Source organism: Streptomyces mesophilus (genome assembly GCF_040300965.1).
GTDB classification, from domain to species: domain Bacteria; phylum Actinomycetota; class Actinomycetes; order Streptomycetales; family Streptomycetaceae; genus Streptomyces; species Streptomyces mesophilus_A.
Map to the genome: position 1 here is coordinate 37,845 of NZ_JBEPEW010000007.1, position 20,278 is coordinate 58,122.

A 20,278-nucleotide genomic window follows, 5' to 3' on the forward strand; every position below is an offset into this window, starting at 1 on the left:
GGATGCCGTCGTACGGGGACCGTGCGGTCTCAGCCGGTGACGACCAGGCCCACGATCTCGTCGTCCGCGTACCAGACACGGATGTCCGGTCGGCCGCCGGCGAAGGCGGAGTGCACCGCCTGGCGGACCTCCGGCGCCGGATGGTTGAGATTGCGCCAGGCGCCGGCCACGAACAGCCGGAGCCGGGGCGGGAGTTCACGGGGATAGGGGACCAGTTCGTCCCAGTACCGCTCGGCCTGGCCCGAGCCGATCGCCGACGGGAGCAGCCGGGTCAGCGCCGACTTGATGTCGGGCCGGTTGCCGATGCGCTGTGATGCGGGGCGGCCGGGCGCGTCCTGCTGGGGCGTGCCCGATGCACGCAGGACCTCACGCGCCTGCTGCGGGGACATGGGCGCCGACCCGGAGGCCTTCAGCATGCCCTGCAGCGAGGCGAGCGCTCCGGTCACCACCGGGGAGGCCGAAGAGGTGCCGGAGAACGTGTCGGTGTACCAGGCGATTTCCTCGGCACCGCCCTGCAGGTCACCGGGCCGGTTCCACGAGCCGCCGGTCGTGGTGGTCTCGCGGCCCCACCCCTGGGCGTCCACGCGCGCACCGTAGTTGGAGAACGCCAGACGGGAACGGTCGGGTCCGTGATCGCGGCCGTGGGTGCCGGGCGGCGGCGCGCCCGCACCGACCAGGACCGCGCCGGAGGGCTGGTTGGACGGATTGAAGGGGTTGCGCCACCACTCGGGGAACTCGTCCGGCCTGCGCTCGTACACCGCGTCGTCGAGCGACTCGGCACCGTTGCCCGCGGCCTCGACCACGATGACGCCCTTGGCGGTGGCCCAGCGGATCGCCGCATAGTCGTCCGGCCACCATTCGAGCGGGATGTAGCCGCGCTGGTCGTCGCGTGTCTCGTAGTCGAACTGCGGGCCCGGGCGGTGCAGTTCGATCAGGACGATATCGCCGTGCGTGAGCTTCTCGGCCGCCGCGTGGACGGCCGCGGCGGATCCGATGCCCTGGAAGGACGCGGCCGCGGTCACGGCCTCGGGCACGATCCCGGTGATCCCGCGCTGGTTGCGGTCGCCGCCGAGCACACCGAGCACGGCGGTGCCGTGGTTGCGCCAGGCGATGTCCTGCACAGGGGTGCCGACTACGACGCCGGCGAGCTTGGCCGACAGGTCTTCGTGGCCGAGCTGCCAGGCGCCTTCGACATCGATGATCGTGATGCCCTCGCCGCTGCCGCCGGGCCGCTGCCAGGCCCAGTGGGCGTCGATGCCCTCGGGGGCCGGACGCAGATACCCCTGGCGCGAGGTGAAGTCCGGTGTCTCGGGGGCGCCTTCCTTGAGGCGCTGACTCTCCTCGGTGGTCTGCCGTACGGGTCCGAGCGCCGCCGGTACGGCTCCGGGCTTGACGTATGCCGTATCGATCTCGGGCAGCGCGGCCATCCGCGACCGCAGCTCCTGGGCCCGCTCGCGGCCGCCGCGCACCCGGTAGAACAGGGTGAGATCGGGGCCCGGCTCCTGGATCTGCTGCGGGGAGACGGCGGCTTGGATGCGCTCTTCGTTGCCGAACAGCGGCTCCAGAGCCAGCTGTTCATCGCTGAGGAACATGTTGAGGGCGGATACATCGGCGCCGGCCGCCGAGCGCACCGAGGCCCCTTCGGCCCGCAGCCGGGCCTCGGGCCGTGCGACCACGATCAGTTCCTGCTCGGCGCCTCGATAGGTGAATCCCGCTCCGTCGGGTCCTGGCCCTGTGCTGCCCGGTCCCTGCGGCGGCTGTACCTGGTCGGTCATCGCTGTGCGCTCCCCTCGGACGAGTACTGCTGCGTACGTCGGGTGCTGCTCCGCGGTTCTCCGGAGCCCACCCTGCTACCGCTGCGCGGATCCGTCCACCCCCTGTCGTACCAACTGAGTTTGAAATCAAGTTGAATGGGGAACCCCCTGCAATTCGTCTTGAATCCGATGTCACGCCTCAATTCGGCCAAACCCTGCGGCGACAGACGTCATGTGATGGGGTATGAGCGACTGTTGACCGTTTCTGGCGACTTCTCCACGAGAGGATGCGCAATGGCATTCAGCAACAGACCGGGGCGCCCGTTAGCACGTCGGGGACTGCTCGGCGCGGGGGCGGCGCTCGGCGGCGCCGCACTCCTCGGAGGTCTCGGCTCCACGGCGCAGGCGGCCGAAACCCGTGACAAAGCCGCGTGGCCCCGGCAGTTCCCGCTGCCGAACGGTTTCCAGCCCGAGGGCGTCACCATCGGCCGCACTCCGCACGCCTACTTCGGCTCCATCGCCCACGGCGGCGTCTACCGCGTGGACCTGGCCACCGGTCGCGGCCGGACCGTCGTGCGAGGCCAGGGCGCGGACCACCCCACCATCGGGCTGAAGATCCTCGGCAGCGGCGATCTGCTCCTGTGCGGCGGCCCCAGCAGCGAGCTGCGGATCGCCGACCCGCGTACCGGCGCGCTGCGCACCCTCGCCACCGTGGACGGCATCTTCGTCAACGACGTCATCCCCACGCCGGGCGCCGCCTGGTTCACCGACTCTTTCAAGCCGCAGCTCTACCGTCTCGCCCTCGACCGGCACCAGCGGCCCGGCGCCGTGACGACCGTGCCGCTCTCGGGTGACTGGGTGCAGGGTCCGGACTTCACGGCCAACGGCATCGAGCGCACCCCGGACGGGTCGGCCCTGCTCGTGGTGAACGCCTATGCGGACGGCGGCACTTTGATGCGCGTGGATCCGCGTACCGGCCGTGCGGCGGCCGTCGATCTCGGCGGTGCGAAGATTCCCAACGGCGACGGACTGCTGCTCCTCGGCCGCACGCTCTACTGCGTGCAGCAACAGCAGAACGCCGTCGACGTGTTCGCCCTGAACAAGGCGGGCACACGCGGCCGGGCGATCGCCCGCATCACGGATCCGGAGAGGTTCCGCATCCCCACGACCGCGGCCGCCTGGGGCAACAGGCTCTATCTGCCCAACGCGCGCTTCGACGTGCCGGAGCCCGGCCCGGACACGACGTACGACGCGGTCGCGATCGACCAGGTCTGAGGGCGCATACGGACTTGCCGGACCAGCAGGACGGGGCGGCACCCACCAGGTGCCGCCCCGTACGTACGCCTGAGAGCTCCGCCGTATGCCCGAGAGCTCGGCCGCGGGACTCCGGGCTCAGTCCGACGCGTCCTCGCCGCCGGCTTCCTCGGTGTCGTCCTCCTCGGCCTTCTCGCCCGGCCGCGGCCCCTGGTCCGCCGGCGGATAGGGCGGCTTCGTGCGGTCGTGCGGGGTGTCCCTGTCCCGCAGGAACTGGCCCTCGCCCCCCTCGGTCGCATGCCCGGGACCACCGTCCCGCCGCCGGAGATAGCGCTCGAACTCCCGCGCGATCGCCTCGCCGGACGCCTCGGGAAGCTCGGCGGTGTCCCGGGCTTCCTCCAGCGTCTGTACGTATTCGGCGACTTCGCTGTCCTCCGCGGCCAGCTGGTCCACGCCGAGCTGCCAGGCGCGGGCGTCCTCGGGCAGTTCACCGAGCGGGATCCTGAGGTCGATCAGGTCCTCGAGACGGTTGAGCAGCGCCAGGGTGGCCTTGGGGTTCGGGGGCTGCGACACATAGTGCGGAACGGCCGCCCACAGCGAGACCGCGGGAACGCCCGCGTGCGTGCAGGCCTCCTGCAGGACGCCGACGATGCCGGTGGGACCCTCGTAACGGGTCTCCTCCAGGTTCATGGAGCGAGCCAGATCCGCGTCCGAGGTCACCCCGCTGACCGGCACGGGCCGGGTGTGCGGGGTGTCACCGAGCAACGCGCCCAGGATGACGACGAGTTCGACGCCCAGCTCATGGGCGAAGCCGAGCAGTTCGTTGCAGAACGAGCGCCAGCGCATGGACGGTTCGATGCCGCGGACGAGCACCAGGTCGCGCGGCTTGGCACCGCCGACGCGGACCACCGAGAGCCGGGTCGTCGGCCAGGTGATCTTGCGGGTGCCGCCGTCGAGCCAGACGGTGGGGCGGTTGACCTGGAAGTCGTAGTAGTCCTCGGCGTCGAGCGCGGCGAAGACCTCGCCCTTCCACTCCTTGTCGAGGTGCGCGACCGCGGTGGAGGCGGCGTCGCCGGCGTCGTTCCAGCCCTCGAACGCGGCCACCATGACCGGGTCGACCAGCTCGGGAACCCCTTCGAGCTCGATCACCCAGCGCCTCCTTCCGACGTTCCTCTTTGCACGCCCCAACCTTACGGCTTGTACGGGGGCCTTCCGCAGCCCCCTTGCACGGCCCTGGTGTGGTGTGGTCAGGGTGAGGGGAGTTTGTCTTGGGGACATCACCTCCAAACCACCACCTCGGAATTCATCCGAGCTGTAACCCGTAAGTTGCGTCAGAACTCTGGACGACCCCCGTTCCAAGGGCTATACATCGGATGTCCAGCAAAGATCCGATGTCAGGTGCGACGTTACGGGGGCGTGCATGAGCGAGAGCGTCACCGGCTTCGAGGTGGAGGACATACGCTTCCCGACCTCGCTGCAGCTCGACGGCTCCGACGCCATGAACCCCGACCCCGACTACTCGGCCGCGTATCTGGTGATCCGTACCGGCACCGGAGCCGAGGGCCATGGTTTCTGCTTCACCATCGGCCGCGGGAACGATGTCATGGCGGCCGCCATCCAGTCCCTGCGCCCGTATCTCATCGGCCGCCCGGCACCACGGGACGCGGCGGATCTGGCCGCGCTGCACCGCGAACTCACCCATGATTCACAGCTGCGCTGGCTCGGCCCCGAGAAGGGCGTCATGCATATGGCGGCCGGCGCCGTCGTCAACGCGGCCTGGGACCTGGCCGCCAAGCGAGCGGGCCTGCCCGTCTGGGAGTTCCTCGCCGCCATGAGCCCCGAAGAGCTCGTCTCGCTCGTGGACTTCCGGTACTTGAGCGATGCCCTGACCCCCGACGAGGCCCTCGGCATCCTGCGCGCCGCCGAACCCGGCAGACGGGAGAGAGCGGACCGGCTGCGGGCCGCGGGCTATCCCGCGTACACCACATCGGCCGGCTGGCTCGGCTATGACGACGCCAAGCTGGTGCGGCTCGCCAAGGAGGCCGTCGCCGAGGGGTTCGAGCAGATCAAGCTGAAGGTCGGCGAGAACCTGGCCGACGATCTGCGCCGGATGCGGCTGGCCCGCGAGGCGGTCGGCCCGACCGTACGGATCGCCGTCGACGCCAACCAGCGCTGGGACGTGGCCGACGCCGTCCGGTGGATGGAGGCGCTCGCACCGTTCGATCCGCACTGGATCGAGGAGCCGACCAGCCCCGACGACATCCTCGGCCACGCCGCCGTACGCGCCGGGCAGCCGGTGAAGGTCGCCACCGGTGAACACATCGCCAACCGCGTGGTGTTCAAACAGCTCCTGCAGGCCGGCGCCGTCGACTTCGTCCAGATCGACGCCGCCCGGGTCTCGGGCGTGAACGAGAACCTCGCCATCCTGCTGCTCGCCGCCAAGTTCGGGGTGCCGGTCTGCCCGCACGCCGGCGGGGTCGGACTGTGCGAACTCGTCCAGCATCTCGCCATGTTCGACTACGTGGCGGTCTCCGGCTCCCTCGAAGGCCGGGTCATCGAGTACGTGGACCATCTGCACGAGCACTTCACGCACCCCGCGGTCGTCGCATCGGGTCGCTACCAGGCACCCGCCGCACCGGGCTTCTCCGCCCGGATGCACCCCGAGTCGATCGCCGCCCACCGCTATCCCGACGGGCCGGTCTGGCGGCCTGGCACCCCAGGGAGGACCTCATGAGATTCCGTACGACGAGTGCGGCGCTGGCCGCCGCACTGATAGCCGTCTCTGCGCTGTCGGCCTGCAACCGGGACTCCACGGACGGCGCGGGAGGAGGCGGCGGCAAGGTCGGGATCGATCTGCCGCGCAGCGACACCGACTTCTGGAACTCCTACCAGCAGTACATGGAGAAGGGCGTCAAGGCGGAGAAGCTCGGCCATCTGCCGTTCACCAACTCGCAGAACGACATCGGCAAGCTCGCCGCCAACGTCCAGACCTTCCAGGACCAGGGCGCCAAAGCCGTGATCATGGCGCCGCAGGACACCGGAGCGGTCGCCGAGACCCTCAACAGCCTTGCCGAGAAGGACATCCCGGCCATCAGCGTCGACACCCGGCCCGACCAGGGCGACGTCTACATGGTCGTACGCGCCGACAACCGCGCGTACGGCGAACAGGCCTGCAAGTACCTCGGCGAACAGCTCAAGGGCAAGGGCAAGGTCGTGGAGTTCCAGGGCGACCTGGCCTCCATCAACGGCCGTGACCGCTCCGAGGCGTTCAAGGAGTGCATGGACAAGAACTACCCGGACATCAAGGTGTTCGAGCTGGCCACCGAGTGGAAGGGCGAGGTCGCCTCGGCCAAGCTGCAGACCACGATGGCCGCCCACCCGGACATCGACGGGATCTACATGCAGGCCGGCGGCGCGTTCCTCGAGCCCACCCTCGCGCTCCTGGAGCAGAAGAAGCGGCTCGTCCCGAGGGGCGAGAAGGGCCACATCACGATCATCTCCAATGACGGCATCCCGCAGGAGCTGGACGCCATCCGCAAGGGGACGATCGACGCGACCGTCTCCCAGCCGGCCGACCTCTACGCCAACATCGCGCTGTACTGGGCGAAGAAGGCCCTGGAGGGGGAGAAGGTCAAGGAGGGGCCCACCGACCACGACTCCACCGTCATCAAGATCCCCAACGGGTACGAGGACCAGCTTCCCGCGCCCCTGGTGACCAAGGAGAACGTGGACGACCCCAAGCTCTGGGCCAACCAGCTGGACAAGAAGTAGCCGAGATGACCGAGCAGTTGGATCTGTCACCCGCAGTCCGGGCGGAAGGCGTCGTCAAGCGCTTCGGGCCGACCCTGGCGCTCGACGACGTCGGCCTCACCGTGCGCCCCGGCGAGTCCCACGCACTCGTCGGGCGCAACGGCGCGGGCAAGTCGACCCTGGTCAACGTACTGACCGGACTGCACAAGCCGGACGCGGGAACGGTCCGGTTCCACGGTGAACCGGCGCCTGAATACGGCAACATGGCGGCCTGGCAGTCCAAGGTCGCCTGCGTCTACCAGAAGTCGATGGTCGTACCCGAACTGACCGTCGCCGAGAATCTCTTCCTCAACCGCTTCGAGCCGGGCGAGCGCTACATCCGCTGGTCACGGCTGCGGCAGAAGGCACGGGAGCTGCTCGCCTCGTACGGCGTGGACGTGGACCCCGCGGCCAGGGCGAAGGATCTCGCGGTCGAGCAGCGGCAGTTCGTGGAGATCGCCAAGGCGCTGTCCTTCGGCGCCAAGCTCATCATCCTCGACGAGCCCACGGCCCAGCTCGACGCCCGCGGCATCCAGCGCCTCTACGCCAAGCTGCGCGAACTCCAGGCGCAGGGCGTGGCGTTCCTCTACATCTCGCACCACCTGCAGGAGGTCTACGACCTCTGCACCACCGTCACCGTCTACCGCGACGCCCGCCATGTGCTGACCGAGCAGGTCGCCGAGCTGTCCAAGGCGGATCTGGTCGAGGCGATGACGGGGGAGGGCAAGGGCGGCGCCTCCTCGTGGCATGCCGTCTCCGTGCACGGTTCGGACCATGCGGTGGGCGAGACGGTGCTGCGGACCGAACGGCTCGCCCTGGACGGCGAGTTCGAGCCGATCGACCTGTCCGTACGCTCCGGTGAGGTGGTCGGACTCGCGGGCGCGACGGCCAGCGGCAACACCGCACTGGGCGAAGTGCTCGCCGGCATGCGGAGCCCCACCTCGGGCGCGGTGAACGTGGCGGGCCGCGATGTCCGTACCGGCAGCGTGCCGCACGCCCTGGACGCGGGGATCGGCTACATCCCCGAGGACCGCCACCGCCAGGGCCTGGTGCTCGGCCGCAGCGTCGCCGAGAACGCCACGCTCACCGTGGCCGACCAGCTGGGGCCGTGGGGGACCGTACTGCCGTCCCGTACAAGGGAGTTCGCGGGCGGGATGATCGCCTCGCTCGACATCAAGACCCGCGGCCCCGAGCAGCTGGTGAGCGGCCTGTCCGGCGGCAATCAGCAGAAGGTCGTGGTCGCCCGCGCGCTCGCCCGCGACCCCAAGGTCCTGGTCGCGCTGCGGCCGACCGCGGGCGTCGACATCAAGTCCAAGGACGCGCTGCTCGGCGTGGTGCGGCGGGTCGCCGGCGAAGGCAGCGCGGCGGTGATCGTCTCCGACGAGCTCGACGATCTGCGGGTCTGCGACCGGGTGCTCGTCCTTTTCCACGGGCGGGTGGTCGCCTCGTACGACAGCGGGTGGAGCGACCGCGAACTGGTGGCCGCGATGGAGGGCGTGGGAGAGACCACGCCCACCGCCGACGGCGGGCAAGAGGGAACAGCCGGGACCTCCGGGAACAAGGAGCAGACGTCATGACCGAGACCTTGCAGCCCGTGCAGGTCGACGAGCCCAAATCCGGCGGCGGGGCGCGCAGTCGGCTCGATCTGATCCGGTGGAGCGACTTCTCGCTCGTGCCCGTGATCCTGGTCCTGATGGTGATCGGCTACATCGTCTCGCCGGTCTTCCTGACCTCCGACAACCTCATCAACGTCGTCCAGCAGTCGAGCGAGCTCTCGCTGCTCGTGCTCGGGCAGGCGCTGATCCTCATCGCCGGCCGGATGGACCTCTCGCTCGAATCGACCATCGGCATCGCGCCGGTGATCGCGATGTGGCTCGTCCTGCCCACCGAAGGCGGGCGGTTCGCGGGCCTCGAGTGGTTCCCGATCTGGACGGCCGTGCCGATCTGCCTCCTCGTCGGCGCGCTGATCGGCACGTTCAACGGCTTCATGATGCTGAAGCTGCACGTCAACGGGTTCATCGCGACTCTCGGCATGCTGACCATGCTGCGCGGTCTGCAGATCGGCATCACCGAGGGCAAGTCCATCACGGGAGTCCCGGAGTCCTTCCGGTACCTGGGCAAAGCCGACTGGATCGGCGTCCCCGCCTCGGTGTGGATCTGCCTCGCCCTGTTCGCCGTCGGCGGCGCCGCGCTCGCCTGGCTGCGGCACGGGCGCTCGTTGTACGCGATCGGCGGCAACCCCGAAGCCGCGCGTGCGGCCGGTATCCGGGTCGACCGGATCACCTGGATCGTGCTCGCCGTCGGCGGTGTACTCGCCGCCCTCGCCGGCATCCTCTACACCGGCCACTACGGCTCGGTCGCGGCGAACCAGGGCAACGGCTGGATCTTCCAGGTGTTCGCGGCCGCCGTGATCGGCGGGATCAGCCTCAAGGGCGGCCGGGGCACCTTGTTCGGCGCCCTCACCGGTGTGCTGACGCTGCAGCTCGTGGTGAATGTGATGACGCTCGGCGGGGTGCCCCAGCTGTGGAACCAGTTCCTCAACGGCGCGATCATCATCGTCGCCCTGATCATCTCCCGCTTCGCGAGCGGCGAGAAGCAGGACTGACCGCGCCGGCGCGGGTGCTCAAAGTGTGGTGCGCAGCCACTGCTCCACGCTCGCGATGTGGACGGTCGCCCAGGAACGGGCGGCCTCCGCGTCACGGTCCCGCAGCGAACCCAGGATCATCCGGTGCTCGTGCAGCGTGCGGCTGACCGCGTCCTCCTGGGTCAGCCCGCGCCAGACCCGGGCCCGGGTCGTGGGCCCGGACAGGCCGTCGAGCAGCGAGCAGAGCACCGAGTTGCCGGAGGCCTGCACGATGCCCCGGTGGAACTCCAGGTCGCACGCGACCAGCTCCTCCACCGAGGGCGCCGGGCCCAGCGCGTCCAACTGGGCGCTGAGCGCGTCCAGTTGATCGTCGTCGATCAGGGCGCTGGCCATCGCCGTCGCGGCCGGCTCCAGGATCCGGCGGACCGCGAGGAACTCCAGGACCGTGTCGTCGCGGTGGAAGTCCACGACGAAGCTGAGCGCTTCGAGCAGCAGCTGCGGGTCCAGGCTGGTGACATACGTACCGTCGCCCTGGCGGACGTCGAGGATGCGGATCAGCGACAGCGCCCGTACGGCCTCGCGCAGCGAGTTGCGGGACAGACCGAGCTCGGCGGCGAGCTCGCTCTCCTTGGGGAGGCGGTCTCCGGGGCGCAGTGCCCCGGAGACGATCATTCCCTTGATCTTCTCGATGGCCTCGTCGGTGACAGCCATGGCGCCCTCCCTGATACCTCCGATGTATCCGGCCATTATGGGGGCGCCGGGCCGCCGGGGAAGACGTTCTCGCAGATGAAGCGCTTGCCATGACTGTACGTGTGGCCTGCCGCGCACTCCGTGATCACCGGACGTACAGGTGTGAGGGACGGCCGCCGCGGCGACCGCCCCTCACATCCCCCGATTCCCCCGTGTTCCGGGGCCGCTCGGTCCTACTTGGCGTCGAGCAGCCCCTGGACCTTGCCCCGTACCTCGTCGGAGGCGAGACCGCGGATCGTCAGCGTCGTACGGCGGCGCAGCACGTCGTCCGCCGTCTCGGCCCACTCGTGATCACGGGCGTAGACGACCTGGGCCCAGATCTCCGGGGCGTCGGGGTGGATGCGCTGCGCGAGCTCCGGGCTCTCGTTGGCAAGGCGCGCGATGTCGAAGGCCAGCGAACCGTAGTGCGTGGCGAGGTGGCGGGCGGTGTCGGCGGCCATCCGCGGCCCCGGCGCCGGACCGTCGACGAGCAGCCGGTGGGCGACCGCGCGCGGGTTGGCGATGCCCGGCAGCGGCAGCTTCTTGGGCAGCCGGCCGACCGGCTCCAGGTCCTCGCCGAGGGGGTGGCCCGGCAGCTGCGCCAGCTTGTTCATCACGGTGCGGCCGATGTGCCGGAAGGTGGTCCACTTGCCGCCGGCCACCGACAGCATGCCGCCCTTGCCCTCCGTCACGACCGTCTCGCGCTTGGCCTTCGCGGTGTCGCCGGGACCGCCGGGCAGCACGCGCAGACCTGCGAAGGAGTACGTGATCAGATCGCGCGACAGCTGCTGGTCGCGGATGGAGAACGCGGCCTCGTCGAGGATCTGCTTGGTGTCCTGTTCGGTGACGGACACTTCGCGCGGATCACCCTCGTACACCTCGTCCGTGGTGCCGAGGAGCAGCATGTCCTCCCACGGCAGGGCGAAGGTGATGCGGTACTTGTCGATCGGTGTCGCGAGCGCGGCCTTCCACGGCGAGGTGCGCTTGAGCACCAGGTGCGCGCCCTTGGAGAGCCGGATGGAGGGCGCCGCGTTCGGGTCCTCGAGCGTGCGCAGGTGGTCGACCCAGGGGCCGGTCGCGTTGAGCACGAGCCGGGCGTCGACCCCGAACTCCGTACCGTCCAGGCGGTCCTTGAGCTCGGCGCCCGTGACCCGGCCGCGCGTGAAGCGAAGGCCGGTCACCTCGGCGTGGTTGAGCACCACGGCGCCCGAGTCCACGGCCGCGCGGACCGTCATCAGGGCCATGCGCGCGTCGTTCATCTGGTCGTCGCCGTACACGGCCACGGCCTTGAGGTTGTCGGTCCGCAGCTCCGGCACGTCCTGCGCGGCTTTGGACGGGCTCAGCAGATGCCCGACGCCGTCGCCGAACGCGGAGAGCGCGCTGTACGCGAAGACACCCGCGCCCAGCTTCGCCGCGCCGTGCGGACCGCCCTTGTAGACGGGCAGGTAGAAGGTCAGCGGGTTGGCGAGGTGCGGCGCCACCTGACGGGAGACCGCACGCCGCTCGAAGTGGTTCTCGGCGACCAGCTTCACCGCGCCGGTCTGCAGATAGCGCAGACCGCCGTGGAGCAGCTTGGACGAGGCCGAGGAGGTGGCGCCGGCGAAGTCGCCGGCGTCCACGAGCGCCACCCGCAGACCGGACTGCGCGGCATGCCACGCGGTGGAGATGCCCAGGATCCCGCCGCCGATGACCAGCAGGTCGTACGAGGCACGGCTCAGCTGCTCACGGGTCTCGGCGCGCCCGGGGTTGATGCCCGAGGCGGCGTGCGTCCCGAGCGAAGGGAGGCTCTGCAGGGTGGTGCTCATGGTCCAACTCCTCGTCGGCCGCGGCCGGTTGTCAAGACCGGCCGCGGTCCTCTCGTAAGGCCCGGTCAGGCCTCTGTGTTTCCCGGCCTGTCAGGCCTCGTCGTCATCCTCGACCCAGCCCATGGTCCGCTCCACGGCCTTGAGCCAGCTCTTGTACTCGCGGTCCCGCTGTTCGGCGGGCATCCGCGGGGTCCACTCCGCGGCGCGGCGCCAGTTGGCCCGCAGCGCGTCGGTGTCCGGCCAGTAGCCGACGGCGAGACCGGCGGCGTAGGCGGCACCGAGGCAGGTCGTCTCGGCCACCATCGGACGCACCACGGGGGCGTCCAGGAAGTCCGAAAGGGTCTGCATCAGCAGGTTGTTGGAGGTCATGCCGCCGTCGACCTTGAGCGCGCTCAGCTCGACACCGGAGTCCTTCGTCATGGCGTCGGTGATCTCACGGGTCTGCCAGGCGGTGGCCTCGAGGACGGCGCGCGCGATGTGCGCCTTCGTCACGTAGCGCGTGAGACCGGCGATCACACCGCGGGCGTCCGAGCGCCAGTACGGGGCGAACAGACCGGAGAAGGCCGGCACGAAGTACGCGCCACCGTTGTCCTCGACGGACGAGGCGAGGGTCTCGATCTCGGCGGCCGAGTTGATCAGACCCATCTGGTCGCGCATCCACTGCACCAGCGAACCGGTGACGGCGATCGAGCCCTCGAGCGCGTAGACGGGCTTCTGGTCGCCGATGCGGTAACCGACCGTCGTGAGCAGTCCGTTGTACGAGTTCACCGGCGTCTCACCGGTGTTCATCAGCATGAAGGTGCCGGTGCCGTACGTGGACTTGGCCTCGCCCTCGGCGAAGCAGGTCTGGCCGAACAGCGCCGCCTGCTGGTCACCCAGCGCGGAGGCGACCGGCACTCCCGCGAGCACGCCTTCCTTGGCGTGCCCGTACACCTCGGCGGAGGAGCGGATCTCCGGCAGCACCGCCGCCGGGATGTCCATCGAGTGCAGGATGCGCTCGTCCCAGGCCATGTCGTGCAGGTTCATCAGCATGGTGCGCGAGGCGTTGGTGACGTCCGTGACGTGCACACCGCCGTCCACGCCGCCCGTCAGGTTCCAGATGACCCAGGAGTCCATCGTGCCGAAGAGGATGTCGCCGGCCTCGGCGCGCTCGCGCAGACCCTCGACGTTGTCCAGCAGCCAGCGGACCTTCGGACCCGAGAAGTACGACGCGAGCGGCAGACCGGTCTCGCGGCGGAAACGGTCCTGACCGACGTTGCGGCCGAGTTCCTTGCACAGCGCGTCGGTGCGGGTGTCCTGCCACACGATCGCGTTGTGCACCGGCTCGCCGGTGTTCTTGTCCCACATCAGCGTGGTCTCACGCTGGTTGGTGATGCCGATCGCCTTCACGTCGGCGGAGGTGATGCCCGCCTTCGAGATGGCGCCCGCGACCACGGACTCGACGTTCGCCCAGATCTCCTTGGCGTCGTGCTCGACCCAGCCGGGCTTGGGGAAGATCTGCTCGTGCTCGCGCTGGTCGACGGAGACGATCCGGCCGTCCGTGTCGAAGACGATGCAGCGGCTCGAGGTCGTGCCCTGGTCGATGGCCGCGATGAACGGGCCTGCGGTGTGTGCGTCGGTCATTTCTGGTGCTCCAAGAAGTCTGTGTACGGCGGCTCTTGCGTCCTCGTGGGAGTCGGTCAGGCGAAGGCGAGCTTGTAGAGACCGCCCGCGATCACACCGCCGATGATCGGTCCTGCGACCGGGATCCAGGCGTACGACCAGTCCGAACCGCCCTTGTTGGGCAGCGGCAGGAGCGAATGGACGATGCGCGGGCCGAGGTCGCGGACCGGGTTGATGGCGTACCCGGTGGGACCGCCGAGCGAGAGACCGATGCCGACCACGACGAGCGCGGTGATCAGGCCGCCGAGCACGCCGAGGCCGTTGCCCTCGGCGTTGAGGCCCTGGGTGAGGATCGCCAGGACCAGGACGACCGTGGCGATGATCTCCGTGGCCAGGTTCTGTGCGACGTTACGGATCTCCGGGCCGGTGGAGAAGATGCCGAGGACCGGGCCGGGCGCGTCCTTGGAGGGCGCCTTGGCCGTGTCCTGTGCACCCGGGCCGCCGACGATCTCGCGGTCGGTCAGATGGGCCTGGAACTGTCCGTAGTACGTGACCCACACCAGGACCGCGCCGATCATGGCGCCGATCAGCTGCGAGAAGAGGTAGAGGGGAACGTCGCCCCACTCGGTGCCGCCCTCTATCGCCAGGCCGATCGTGACGGCCGGGTTGAGGTGGGCGCCCGAGACGCCTCCCGCGAGATACGCGCCGGTCAGCACGGCGAAGCCCCAGCCGAAGGTGATGGCGAGCCATCCGGCGTTGCGGGCCTTCGAGTGCTTGAGCGTGACGGCGGCACAGACACCGCCGCCGAGCAGGATGAGCACGGCGGTACCGATGGTCTCGCCGATGAAGATATCCGAGCTGGACACCCGCGACTCCTTTGTCCTTCGTCCAGGTGACTACCGGGCAGAGCCAGGTAGTTGGTTGCGGTGCTCGATCCGCGTTGTCACACCCTACCCCGTATTGCCGGTAGCTGTTCGACAATGCCGACCGATGAACGGAAGTCTTGTTCCCGTGTTTGCTCGACGTCAAGACTTGTGTGAAGGGAATCGCGATCGTTACGCGTGGGTGGTGACGGATGTGTGGGGGAGTGGATACGGGAGGTGAGCGGAAGCGCTCAGAACCTGCCCGCGCCCAGGTCGCGCGACACCGCGCGGGCGCAGTCCCGTACCGCCGCGATCAGCTCGTTGCGCAGCTCGCCGCCCTCGCAGACCCGCTCCACCGCGCCCGTGATGCCTACCGCGCCGACCGGCATCCGCCGCCGGTCGTGGATGGGCGCGGCCACCGAGGCCACGCCGTCCCAGGTCTCCTCGACATCGGCGGCCCAGCCGCGTGCGCGGGTCAGGTCGAGCACCGACTCGAAGTCGTCGAGCCCGGTGATCGTGCGCGGTGTGAACTCCTTGCGTTCCACCTCCACGACCTCGCTGTGCGCCACCGGGTCGTAGGCGGAGAGCACCTTCCCGAGCGCGGTCGAGTGCAGCGGATGCATGGCGCCGACCTCGAGCACCTGACGCGACTCGTCGGGCCGGAAGACGTGGTGCACGATCAGGACGCCCTGCTGGTGCAGTACGCCGAGGTAGACGCTCTCGCCGCTTGAGCGGGCCAGGTCGTCGGTCCACACCAGGGCGCGGGCGCGCAGCTCGTGGATGTCGAGGTAGCTGTTGCCCAGGCGCAGCAGCTCGGCGCCCAGCTGGTAGCGGCCGGAGGCGGCGTCCTGCTCGACGAAACCCTCGGCCTGCAGTGTGCGCAGGATCCCGTGTGCGGTGCCCTTGGCGAGACCCAGCGAGGAGGCGATGTCGGAGAGGCCGAGGCGCCGCTCGCCGCCGGCGAGCAGCCGCAGCATCGCGGCGGCGCGCTCGAGCGACTGGATGTTCTTCGCCATCGCTTAAAGCCTCCTGGTCGTTCGGCAATGCTGAACACTATCGGTCGTTGTCGACCTTGGCCTAATGGCGAGCACCGCAGATTTCGGTATCCGGCCGACATAGTGGCGGACGCCTGTACGACCCAGGGCCCCGCCCCGTCGTCCGTCCCCTGGGACGCCCCTCACCCCGGGACCTTGGTCCCGGCTACCCTGACCGGGTGCGCCCTCCGCCGGGAGGACGTAAAGCCGACAGCCGTCGCACTCCAGGGAGCAGATCCATGGCCTCGCAGCCGACGCCCACCCCGTCCGCAGGCACCCCGCAGGGACAAGCCGCCCGCATCGCAGCCCTCAGGGAAGCGCTCGCCACCCGTGTCGTGGTGGCCGACGGCGCGATGGGGACCATGCTCCAGGCGCAGGACCCGACCCTGGAGGACTTCCAGCAGCTCGAGGGCTGCAACGAGATCCTCAACATCACGCGCCCCGACATCGTGCGCTCGGTGCACGAGGAGTACTTCGCCGTCGGCGTCGACTGCGTGGAGACCAACACCTTCGGCGCCAACGCCACGGCCGCCAGCGAGTACGAGATCGCCGACCGGATCTTCGAGCTCTCCGAGGCGGGCGCCCGGATCGCCCGTGAGGTCGCCGACGAGTTCGGCGCCAAGGACGGCCGCCAGCGCTGGGTGCTCGGCTCGGTGGGTCCGGGTACGAAGCTGCCGACGCTCGGCCACACCACGTACACCTCGATCCGCGACGGCTACCAGCAGAACTCCGAGGGCCTGCTCGCCGGTGGCGCGGACGCCCTGATCGTGGAGACCACACAGGACCTGCTGCAGACCAAGGCCGGTCTGATCGGTGCCCGGCGCGCGATGGAGGCGTTCGGCATCGACGTCCCCCTCATCTGTTCGCTGGCCTTCGAGACCACAGGTGTGATGCTGCTCGGCTCCGAGATCGGCGCCGCGCTGACCGCCCTTGAGCCGCTCGGCATCGACCTGATCGGCCTCAACTGCTCGACCGGGCCCGCCGAGATGAGCGAGCACCTGCGCTATCTGGCCCGCCACTCCCGTACTCCGCTGATGTGCATGCCGAACGCCGGTCTGCCGATCCTGACCAAGGACGGCGCGTACTTCCCGCTGACCCCGCCGGAGATGGCGGACGCGCAGGAGACCTTCGTCAACGACTTCGGTCTCCAGCTGGTCGGCGGCTGCTGCGGCTCCACGCCCGAGCACCTGCGCCAGGTGGTCGAGCGCGTACGGGACATGACGCCGCCCGAGCGCAACCCGCAGCCCGAGCCGGGTGCCTCCTCGCTCTACCAGACGGTGCCGTTCCGCCAGGACGTCTCGTACATGGCGATCGGTGAGCGCACCAACGCCAACGGTTCGAAGAAGTTCCGCGAGGCCATGCTCGAAGGCCGCTGGGACGACTGCGTGGAGATGGCGCGCGACCAGATCCGCGAGGGCGCGCACATGCTCGACCTGTGCGTGGACTACGTGGGCCGCGACGGTGTCGCCGACATGCACGAGCTCGCGGGGCGTTTCGCCACCGCGTCCACGCTGCCGATCGTCCTCGACTCCACCGAAGTCCCCGTGATCCAGGCCGGTTTGGAGCACCTCGGCGGCCGCGCGGTCATCAACTCCGTGAACTACGAGGACGGTGACGGTCCCGAGTCCCGTTTCGCCAAGGTCACCAAGCTCGCGCAGGAGCACGGCTCCGCGCTGATCGCGCTGACCATCGACGAGGAGGGCCAGGCCCGCACCGTCGAGCACAAGGTCGCCATCGCCGAGCGGATCATCGACGACCTGACCGGCAACTACGGCATCCTCGAGTCGGACATCCTCATCGACACCCTGACCTTCACCATCTGTACGGGTCAGGAGGAATCCCGCAAGGACGGCATCGCCACCATCGAGGCGATCCGCGAGCTGAAGCGCCGCCACCCGGACGTACAGACCACGCTCGGCCTGTCCAATATCTCCTTCGGTCTCAACCCGGCCGCGCGCATCCTGCTCAACTCGGTCTTCCTCGACGAGTGCGTCAAGGCGGGCCTCGACTCGGCGATCGTGCACGCGTCAAAGATCCTGCCGATCGCGCGCTTCGACGACGAGCAGGTCAAGGTCGCGCTCGACCTGATCTACGACCGCCGTGCAGAGGATTACGACCCGCTGCAGAAGCTGATGCAGCTCTTCGAGGGCGCCACCACCAAGTCCCTCAAGGCCGGCAAGGCCGAGGAACTGGCCGCACTCCCGCTGGACGAGCGCCTCCAGCGCCGCATCATCGACGGCGAGAAGAACGGCCTCGAAGCCGACCTCGACGAGGCACTCGTCGACACCCCGGCCCTCGACATCGTCAACAACACGCTGCTCGAAGGCATGAAGGTGGTCGGCGAGCTGTTCGGCTCCGGCCAGATGCAGCTGCCGTTCGTGCTGCAGTCCGCCGAGGTCATGAAGACCGCGGTGGCCTACCTGGAGCCGCACATGGAGAAGGCCGAGGGGGAGGAGGGCAAGGGCACCATCGTGCTCGCCACCGTCCGCGGCGACGTCCATGACATCGGCAAGAACCTCGTCGACATCATCCTGACCAACAACGGCTACAACGTCGTCAACCTCGGTATCAAGCAGCCCGTTTCGGCGATTCTGGAGGCTGCGGAGGAGCACCGGGCCGACGTGATCGGCATGTCCGGTCTGCTCGTGAAGTCGACGGTGATCATGAAGGAGAACCTGGAGGAGCTCAACTCCCGCAAGCTCGCCGCCAAGTTCCCCGTGATCCTCGGCGGCGCGGCCCTGACCCGTGCGTATGTGGAACAGGACCTGCACGAGATCTACGAGGGCGAAGTCCGCTACGCCCGGGACGCGTTCGAGGGCCTGCGCCTGATGGACGCGCTGATCGGTGTGAAGCGCGGCGTGCCGGGCGCCGTTCTGCCCGAGCTGAAGCAGCGTCGGGTCAAGGCCACCGGCGCCCAGGTCGCCGAGCGCGAGCAGGAGGAGCCGCAGGGCCGTTCCGACGTCGCCGTAGACAACCCCGTGCCGGAGCCGCCCTTCTGGGGCACCCGCGTCATCAAGGGCATCCAGCTCAAGGAGTACGCCTCCTGGCTGGACGAGGGCGCGCTGTTCAAGGGCCAGTGGGGCCTCAAGCAGAACCGCAAGGGCGACGGACCCACGTACGAGGAGCTCGTCGAGACCGAGGGCCGGCCGCGGCTTCGCGGCTGGCTGGACGAGCTGCACACGAAGAACCTGCTCGAAGCGGCCGTCGTCTACGGCTACTTCCCCTGCGTCTCCAAGGGCGAGGACCTGATCCTCCTCGACGCGCAGGGCAACGAGCGCACCCGCTTCACCTTCCCGCGCCAGCGCCGCGGCCGCCGCCTGTGCCTCGCGGACTTCTTCCGCCCCGAGGACTCCGGCGAGATCGACGTCGTGGGACTGCAGGTGGTCACGGTCGGCTCGAAGATCGGCGAGGCCACGGCCGAGCTCTTCGAGTCCAACTCCTACCGCGACTACCTCGAACTGCACGGCCTGTCCGTGCAGTTGGCGGAGGCGCTCGCAGAGTACTGGCACGCGCGGGTCCGCTCCGAGCTCGGCTTCTCGGGCGAGGACCCCTCGGCGATGGAGGACATGTTCGCCCTGAAGTACCGGGGCGCCCGCTTCTCGCTCGGCTACGGGGCCTGCCCCGACCTCGAGGACCGCGCGAAGATCGCCCAGCTCCTCGAGCCCGAGCGGATCGGTGTGCACCTGAGCGAGGAGTTCCAGCTCCACCCCGAGCAGTCCACGGACGCCATCGTCATCCACCACCCGGAGGCCAAGTACTTCAACGCCCGCTAGGGCGTTCGGGGTACCGGGAAAGCCCCGCGAAGATCTCCCGCGCACTTCGCGCGGACGAGACGTACACTGGTCGGTCCAGTGCAGGCCGGTCGCCTTCACCAGCGGAAATCCCCGCGGGTCAAGGAGACCGGCCTTCTCGTCCCTTACGGAGGTGTGGCCGAATGACCAGTACGGTCCCCGCAGTCGGCACTCGTACGGCTCAAAGCGACAACCTGCAGGCCGTGCTGCTCGACATGGACGGCACTCTCGTGGACACCGAGGGCTTCTGGTGGGACGCCGAGGTCGAGGCGTTCGCGAAGCTCGGCCATGCCCTCGACGAGTCCTGGCGCGATGTGGTCGTGGGCGGGCCCATGAGCCGCAGCGCCGGGTTCCTCATCGAGGCCACCGGCGCCGACATCACGCTGCCCGAGCTGACCGTGCTGCTCAACGACGCGTTCGAGGACCGCATCAGCCGCGCCCTGCCGCTGATGCCCGGTGCCGCCCGGCTGCTCGCGGAGCTCTCCGCGCACGAGGTGCCCACGGCCCTCGTCTCGGCCTCGCATCGCCGCATCATCGACCGCGTACTCGAATCGCTCGGCGCGCACCACTTCGCCCTGACCGTGGCCGGAGACGAGGTGCAGCGCACCAAGCCGCACCCCGACCCGTACCTCCACGCGGCCGCCAGACTCGGCGCGGACCCCGCGCGCTGCGCCGTGGTCGAGGACACCGCCACGGGCGTCGCCGCGGCGGAGGCCGCCGGCTGCCGGGTCGTCGCGGTCCCCTCGGTCGCGCCGATCGCCCCGAGCCCCGGCCGTACGGTCGTCTCCTCGCTCGAAGAAGTCGACCTTCCCTTCCTGCGGGCATTGATCCGCCACTGATCCCACGGGCATTGATCCGTCACCGATCCGGCGGACATTGATCAGCCACTGATCGATTGACGGTTCCCGGCCACCGGCCGAAAACCCGGTACCCGCCGATTACGGGAATGCACCGGTCGTTCACCGAGCGTGCAGCGCCGAATGCGCGGGAAACGCAGCGCATTGGACCATGCATTTTCCGTGACCCGGGAACCGCTAATTCCCTTCTTGCGCAATCGAGTTGAGTGCGTGATG

Annotated in this window: 14 protein-coding genes; 7 read left to right on the forward strand and 7 right to left on the reverse strand. The window is 69.3% G+C overall.

What is annotated here, in order from left to right:
- Window positions 1-29: 29 nt before the first annotated feature.
- Window positions 30-1,775 (reverse strand): S8 family peptidase, encoded by a 1,746-nt coding sequence (locus tag ABT367_RS04540; protein WP_352249516.1) that lies wholly within the window; start codon window positions 1,773-1,775, stop codon window positions 30-32.
- A gap of 273 nt (window positions 1,776-2,048) precedes the next feature.
- Here ABT367_RS04540 and ABT367_RS04545 point away from each other — a divergent pair, with 273 nt between their 5' ends.
- The gene (locus ABT367_RS04545; protein WP_352249518.1) at window positions 2,049-3,029 is read left to right on the forward strand and encodes an SMP-30/gluconolactonase/LRE family protein; all 981 of its coding nucleotides are present in this window, start codon (window positions 2,049-2,051) and stop codon (window positions 3,027-3,029) included.
- A gap of 117 nt (window positions 3,030-3,146) precedes the next feature.
- Here ABT367_RS04545 and ABT367_RS04550 read toward each other — a convergent pair whose 3' ends face one another.
- Complete coding sequence (locus ABT367_RS04550) at window positions 3,147-4,157, reverse strand: PAC2 family protein (RefSeq protein WP_352249520.1); 1,011 nt, start codon at window positions 4,155-4,157, stop codon at window positions 3,147-3,149.
- A 271-nt stretch (window positions 4,158-4,428) separates the two neighbouring features.
- Between ABT367_RS04550 and ABT367_RS04555 the strand changes: the two genes are divergently transcribed.
- Genes ABT367_RS04555 through ABT367_RS04570 form a run of 4 tightly spaced genes read left to right on the forward strand, consistent with a single transcriptional unit; the run spans window position 4,429 to window position 9,402 of the window.
- Complete coding sequence (locus ABT367_RS04555) at window positions 4,429-5,742, forward strand: enolase C-terminal domain-like protein (RefSeq protein ID WP_352249522.1); 1,314 nt, start codon at window positions 4,429-4,431, stop codon at window positions 5,740-5,742.
- The gene (locus tag ABT367_RS04560) at window positions 5,739-6,779 is read left to right on the forward strand and encodes a sugar ABC transporter substrate-binding protein (protein ID WP_352249524.1); all 1,041 of its coding nucleotides are present in this window, start codon (window positions 5,739-5,741) and stop codon (window positions 6,777-6,779) included. The genes ABT367_RS04555 and ABT367_RS04560 overlap by 4 nt, the downstream gene beginning before the upstream one ends.
- Window positions 6,780-6,784: 5 nt before the next feature.
- Window positions 6,785-8,374: a sugar ABC transporter ATP-binding protein gene (locus ABT367_RS04565; protein WP_352249526.1), complete on the forward strand. Its 1,590-nt coding sequence runs from the start codon at window positions 6,785-6,787 to the stop codon at window positions 8,372-8,374.
- Window positions 8,371-9,402: an ABC transporter permease gene (locus ABT367_RS04570; protein WP_352249528.1), complete on the forward strand. Its 1,032-nt coding sequence runs from the start codon at window positions 8,371-8,373 to the stop codon at window positions 9,400-9,402. The genes ABT367_RS04565 and ABT367_RS04570 overlap by 4 nt, the downstream gene beginning before the upstream one ends.
- A gap of 18 nt (window positions 9,403-9,420) precedes the next feature.
- On the opposite strand, the gene ABT367_RS04575 is transcribed toward ABT367_RS04570, so the two are convergent.
- The 5 genes from ABT367_RS04575 to ABT367_RS04595 form a co-directional block, all read right to left on the reverse strand.
- Window positions 9,421-10,092: a FadR/GntR family transcriptional regulator gene (locus ABT367_RS04575; RefSeq protein ID WP_165330885.1), complete on the reverse strand. Its 672-nt coding sequence runs from the start codon at window positions 10,090-10,092 to the stop codon at window positions 9,421-9,423.
- A gap of 212 nt (window positions 10,093-10,304) precedes the next feature.
- Window positions 10,305-11,915: a glycerol-3-phosphate dehydrogenase/oxidase gene (locus ABT367_RS04580; RefSeq protein WP_352249530.1), complete on the reverse strand. Its 1,611-nt coding sequence runs from the start codon at window positions 11,913-11,915 to the stop codon at window positions 10,305-10,307.
- A gap of 90 nt (window positions 11,916-12,005) precedes the next feature.
- On the reverse strand, window positions 12,006-13,538 hold the full coding sequence (gene glpK, locus ABT367_RS04585) for a glycerol kinase GlpK (RefSeq protein WP_352249532.1): 1,533 nt from the start codon (window positions 13,536-13,538) through the stop codon (window positions 12,006-12,008).
- 56 nt (window positions 13,539-13,594) lie between these two features.
- A complete protein-coding gene (locus tag ABT367_RS04590; protein WP_352249534.1) occupies window positions 13,595-14,383 on the reverse strand; it encodes an MIP/aquaporin family protein in 789 nt (262 codons plus the stop codon).
- A gap of 248 nt (window positions 14,384-14,631) precedes the next feature.
- Window positions 14,632-15,396, reverse strand: a complete 765-nt coding sequence (locus ABT367_RS04595) for an IclR family transcriptional regulator (protein WP_352249536.1) — start codon at window positions 15,394-15,396, stop codon at window positions 14,632-14,634.
- Between the two features lie 257 nt (window positions 15,397-15,653).
- On the opposite strand from ABT367_RS04595, the gene metH reads away from it, so the two are divergent.
- Together metH and ABT367_RS04605 are read left to right on the forward strand one after the other, a co-directional pair.
- Window positions 15,654-19,187 carry a methionine synthase gene (gene metH, locus ABT367_RS04600; RefSeq protein ID WP_352249538.1) on the forward strand — a complete coding sequence of 1,178 codons (3,534 nt, stop codon included), beginning with the start codon at window positions 15,654-15,656 and terminating at the stop codon, window positions 19,185-19,187.
- A gap of 161 nt (window positions 19,188-19,348) precedes the next feature.
- Entirely contained in the window at window positions 19,349-20,044 is a 696-nt protein-coding gene (locus ABT367_RS04605; protein WP_352249540.1) for an HAD family hydrolase, read from the forward strand.
- Window positions 20,045-20,278 lie beyond the last annotated feature (234 nt).